The 5028-nt window shown below is 57.4% G+C and carries 5 protein-coding genes; 4 read left to right on the plus strand and 1 reads right to left on the minus strand.

The window, feature by feature from the left end; translation table 11 throughout:
• Nucleotides 1-509 (plus strand): STAS domain-containing protein (locus tag AC1DH9_RS22060; RefSeq protein ID WP_477808776.1); only part of this gene is annotated, 509 nt, incomplete at its 5' end.
• 64 nt (nt 510-573) lie between these two features.
• Here the strand turns inward: AC1DH9_RS22060 and AC1DH9_RS22065 are convergent.
• A complete protein-coding gene (locus AC1DH9_RS22065) occupies nt 574-759 on the minus strand; it encodes a ribbon-helix-helix protein, CopG family (protein ID WP_427541409.1) in 186 nt (61 codons plus the stop codon).
• A gap of 667 nt (nt 760-1426) precedes the next feature.
• On the opposite strand from AC1DH9_RS22065, the gene AC1DH9_RS22070 reads away from it, so the two are divergent.
• The 3 genes from AC1DH9_RS22070 to AC1DH9_RS22080 form a co-directional block, all read left to right on the plus strand.
• Complete coding sequence (locus AC1DH9_RS22070; RefSeq protein ID WP_427541406.1) at nt 1427-3169, plus strand: ABC transporter permease; 1743 nt, start codon at nt 1427-1429, stop codon at nt 3167-3169.
• Between the two features lie 14 nt (nt 3170-3183).
• On the plus strand, nt 3184-4506 hold the full coding sequence (locus AC1DH9_RS22075) for an ABC transporter ATP-binding protein (protein ID WP_442114751.1): 1323 nt from the start codon (nt 3184-3186) through the stop codon (nt 4504-4506).
• A 43-nt stretch (nt 4507-4549) separates the two neighbouring features.
• A partial coding sequence (locus tag AC1DH9_RS22080) for a LysR family transcriptional regulator (protein ID WP_477808777.1) occupies nt 4550-5028 on the plus strand: 479 nt, incomplete at its 3' end.

The following is a 5028-nucleotide window of genomic DNA, read 5'->3' on the forward strand; positions in this document are numbered from 1 at the left end:
CCTTCAGCCTGACCGTTTTCAGCGATTTGGCGATTGCAGTGAACATTGGTGTCATTCTCGCGATGCTGCAATTCATGCGTCGGATGGCATCTTCTGTCGAAGTGCAGCAAATGGTCGAAAAGGAGCTTGAGGTTGAGTTACGGATCAATGGGCACGTTCGTCTGCCGCCTGGCGTTTTGGTGTACACCATTGAAGGGCCGCTTTTCTTTGGCGCAGCAGAAACCTTTGAGCGCGTTCTGGCCCAAACGCACACCGATCCGGGGACATTGATTATTCGTCTAAAGCGAGTGCCGTTCATGGACATAACGGGCTTGCAAACGTTGCTCGAAGTCATTGAGCAATTACGCAAGCGCGGCATTGTCGTAAAACTGTGCGAAGCCAACGATAAAGTCCTGGGCAAGCTGGATAGAGCGGGAATACTCCAAGCGCTTGGTTCAGAGCATTATCATGCCGACTTCAGTGGTGCATTGGGCAGTTTCGAGATCGACAAGGCGCCACGCCTTGGCTGAGCTGGAGCTTTAGTCGGCAGAACGATGAGCGGGCTCCCGATGTGCAGGCTCCATGGCGAGTGAACTACTTATCATTGACCGCTATTTTGCTTTTGGTCGAGTAGGACACGCCATGTGTCTCCAGGTAGTCTCGAATAAGCTGGCGGACGACCTGTGAAGGCGTCAGGTCCTGAGATGCACAGAGCTCCTCAAGGGCTTTTTTCTTGATGGGATCAATGAGCACAGTCAGTCGTGCAGTCTTATTTTCCATGGAGTTGCCAGTACCCTAAGGCGTTCGATGATAATCAAATTCTAATGGCCGAGGCTTTGTTTGTCATCGTTCAGGTTTGTGACGGCTCGCTGGATCAACTGGGCTCAATCAGTGGAGATACGCTCCTGACCCTGGGGATATTCGTATCTGACTCTGTCGGTTTGGCACTGATCCCGCCAAAGGGATGGTGAGCATTCACAAATGCGTAAAAAATACGTCAAGTTTATGTTTCTGTAACAATTTGAAACGTACAATCCGCCCCGGAAATACAGCGCGTCGGCATCGATTTCAATTGGGTGTGCCGCAGGCAGAATCTGCGGGCTGGATGACGTCGTGTTTTTCCCGTCCAAATGTCCTTTTCACTCCCGTTCAGGAGACTCCAGCCATGGATCCTGCCCATTCTCGGCGGGCCGCCCATTGAGATGCCGAGTGAGGTACAGAGGGTAAACGATGTGTTCAGATCCCCAACGTTCTGAGCCGTTGAACAGTTTCCTGCCTCGCCCCATAGCGTTCGTTTGTGTGGCCTCCCTCCGTCGTTTTATTACCCCGCTAGAGTTTACTTAGCTGTGCTTCAACTGCTTGTTGAGCCGTTCTGTGCGCGGTCACTCTAGAACCTGTTGATCGGTGGTCAACGATCACCACCAGAACGCTACTGGAATCACTGAACATGAATAAGGTATTGCGTCATTACATACCGGCCACGGCACAACGGTTGCTTCCCAACCGTTGGGACCTGATCGCCATGCCGTTGGTGATTGGCTTCCTGCTGTTTTTCTCGATTGGCGCACGCGAGACCTGGGCCCCGATCTCGACGTTGCAGACGCAGGTCATTTCTCTGGACCCTGCCGACTTGCCCGAATACGCGATCCGCACCACATTGCGCATGCTCGCGGCCATGGTGGCGGCGCTGATTTTTACCCTGGTTTACGGGACGTTGGCTGCCAAGAGCCGGCGGGCCGAGAAGCTGCTGGTGCCGGTGCTGGATATTCTGCAATCGGTGCCGGTGCTGGGCTATATCTCTTTCACCGTGACATTTTTCCTGCTGCTGTTTCCAGGGCGTGTGCTGGGCGCGGAGTGCGCGGCGATCTTTGCCATTTTTACCAGCCAGGCCTGGAACATGACGTTCAGCTTCTACCAGTCGCTGCGTACGGTGCCTCGGGATCTGGAGGAGGTGTCCAGCAACCTGCAGCTTTCGAGCTGGCAAAAATTCTGGAAGCTTGATGTGCCGTTCGCTATTCCAGGCCTGGTCTGGAACATGATGATGAGCATGTCCGGTGGCTGGTTTTTCGTGGTGGCCTCGGAAGCGATCACCGTGGGTGACAAGACCATCACCTTGCCGGGCGTCGGTTCCTATCTGGCGACCGCCATCGAACAACGCGACATGCACGCCGTGGGTTACGTCATTCTGGCGATGATTGTGGTCATCCTGGTTTACGACCAATTCCTGTTCCGGCCGCTGGTGGCCTGGGCGGACAAATTCCGGATGGAAGACACCGCTTCCCAAGCCGGTAGCCCTGAGTCCTGGGTACTGAATCTGATTCAGCGTACCCGGATCGTTCAGCGCCTGTTGAGGCCTTTTCTCCGGGCCATCGTGCGCATCACCAACATGCGCCTGAGCCTGCCACGCTCCAAAGCAGTGGCCGTTCAGGCCAGTCCGACGGTTTCACGAGTTATCGATTGGGTGTGGGGCGCGGCGATTGCGCTAATGACCCTGTACGCGCTGTATCACATCGTGATTTACGTCGGCAGCGAGGTGACGCTGGGCGAACTCTGGCATGTGATCGGTTTGGGCACCATCACCCTGTTGCGGGTGGCCTTGTTGATTCTGGTGGCCTCGCTGATCTGGGTCCCGCTGGGCGTGATGATTGGCTTGCGTCCGCATCTGGCGGAGAAAATCCAGCCGCTGGCCCAGTTCCTCGCGGCGTTCCCGGCGAACCTGTTGTTTCCGGTGTTTGTCATCGTGATTCTGCGCTATCAGTTGAACCCGGACATCTGGTTAAGCCCGCTGATTGTGTTGGGCACCCAGTGGTACATCCTGTTCAACGTAATCGCTGGCGCCAGCGCCTTTCCCAACGACTTCCGCGAGGCTGCGACCAATTTCCGCATTCGCGGCTGGCAGTGGTGGCGCAAGGTCATGTTGCCGGGCATTTTCCCGTATTACGTGACCGGCGCGATTACCGCCTCGGGCGGGGCATGGAACGCCAGTATCGTGTCCGAATTCGTTTCCTGGGGACAGGACAAGGTGGTCGCTCACGGTTTGGGGGCCTATATCGCCCAGACCACTGCGGCTGGCGACTTTCCGAAAATCACCTTGGGCGTGGTGGTGATGTCGTTCTTTGTCGTGGCGTTCAACCGCGTGCTGTGGCGGCCGTTGTACGCGATCGCTGAAAACAAACTCCGTCTGAATTAACAGGTGTCGATTTGATGAATAGCCAGACTGAAAAAACAGGCGCGCACTCCGAGATTTATGCACTCAAGAACGTCTGTCGAGGCTTCGGTAAGGGCAAGGACGAGTTACAGGTACTCAGCGATGTCGATCTGACCCTGCGCGAAGGTGAAATCGTCGGCATGCTGGGGCGTTCCGGCTCCGGCAAGTCGACGCTGCTACGGATCATTGCCGGTCTGATCCTGCCCTCCTCAGGCGAGGTTCGCTATAACGGCTCGGTGTTGACCGGACCTGCCGAAGGCGTGGCCATGGTCTTTCAGACCTTTGCCCTGTTTCCCTGGCTGACGGTTCTGGAAAACGTCGAAGCCGGTCTTCAAGCGTTGCAGGTCGAACCCAAAGCTGCGCGCAAGCGTGCACTGGCAGCGATCGACCTGATCGGCCTCGACGGTTTCGAAAACGCGTACCCACGGGAATTGTCGGGTGGCATGCGCCAGCGCGTAGGCTTTGCCCGGGCACTGGTGGTCAATCCGACCTTGCTGCTGATGGACGAACCTTTCTCGGCGCTGGATGTGCTGACGGCAGAAACCTTGAGAACCGACTTGCTGGATCTGTGGAGCGGCGGCCAGTTGCCGATCAAGTCCATCCTCATCGTGACCCACAACATCGAAGAGGCGGTGTTGATGTGCGACCGCGTGTTGGTGTTGTCGTCGAACCCCGGCCGGGTCGTRGCGCAAATCCGTGTGCCGTTCGCCCATCCGCGCAACCGTCTGGACCCGGCCTTTCGCAAAATGGTCGATGACATCTATGCCTTGATGACCAATCGACGCAGTGCCGACGCCCGCAGGGGCAAGGCCGAATTGCAATTGGGCAGCCCATTGCCTGAGGTGTCGACCAACCTGATGGCGGGTCTGATTTCCGCACTGGCGGCCGAGCCGTATTATGGGCAGGACAGCCTCTCCAATGTTGCCGAGCGCCTGTTGCTGGAGGTCGACGACCTGTTTCCGGTGGCGGAGATGCTCGAGCATCTGGGGTTTGCCGAACTCAAGGGCGCCGACATCAAGCTGACCGACGCCGGCAAGCTGTTCGATGAGTACGGTACCCAGGAACGCAAAACCATTTTTGCCGATCATCTGCTCAGGTATGTGCCGTTGGCCGCCCGTATTCGCCAAGTGTTGCAGGAACGACGCGGTCATTGGGCGCCGCGTGTGCGTTTCGAGCAGGAGTTGGGAGACTCGCTCAGTGACACCGCGATAGAAGAAACGCTGGAGAACGTGATCACTTGGGGCCGGTACGCCGAAATATTCTCCTATGACGACAACACCGAGACTTTCAGTCTGGAAGATGTCGAAGGCAGTCTGTAACCGGCTCATTCAGGGCCGGACACGACGATGCAACAGGTAGCTCATGGACAGACTCCAGGAAATGCAGGTATTCGTCGCCGTGGCGCAAGAGCAGGGTTTCTCTGCGGCGGCACGGCGCCTGGGGTTGTCGGCGGCCAGCGTGACGCGGGCGGTGGCGGCGCTGGAGGTGCGTATCGGCACTCAATTGCTCACACGGACCACGCGCAGTCTGCATTTGAGCGAGGCCGGTCAGCGTTATCTGGACGACTGTCGACGCATTCTGGCGGACATTCAGGAAGCCGAGGCGTCAGCCGCCGGCAGTCACGCGCAGCCACGTGGTCAACTGACGATCACCGCGCCGGTGCTATTCGGTGAGTTGTTCGTCACGCCGGTGATGGTTGGCTACCTTGAGCAGTTTCCCGACATCAGTATCAACGCGTTGCTGGTCGACCGGGTGGTGAGCATGGTCGAGGAGGGCATCGACGTCGCCGTGCGCATCGGTGAACTGCCTGACAGCAATCAGCACGCCATTCTGGTCGGCGA

The sequence above is a fragment of the Pseudomonas sp. 05T35 genome (assembly GCF_056396605.1).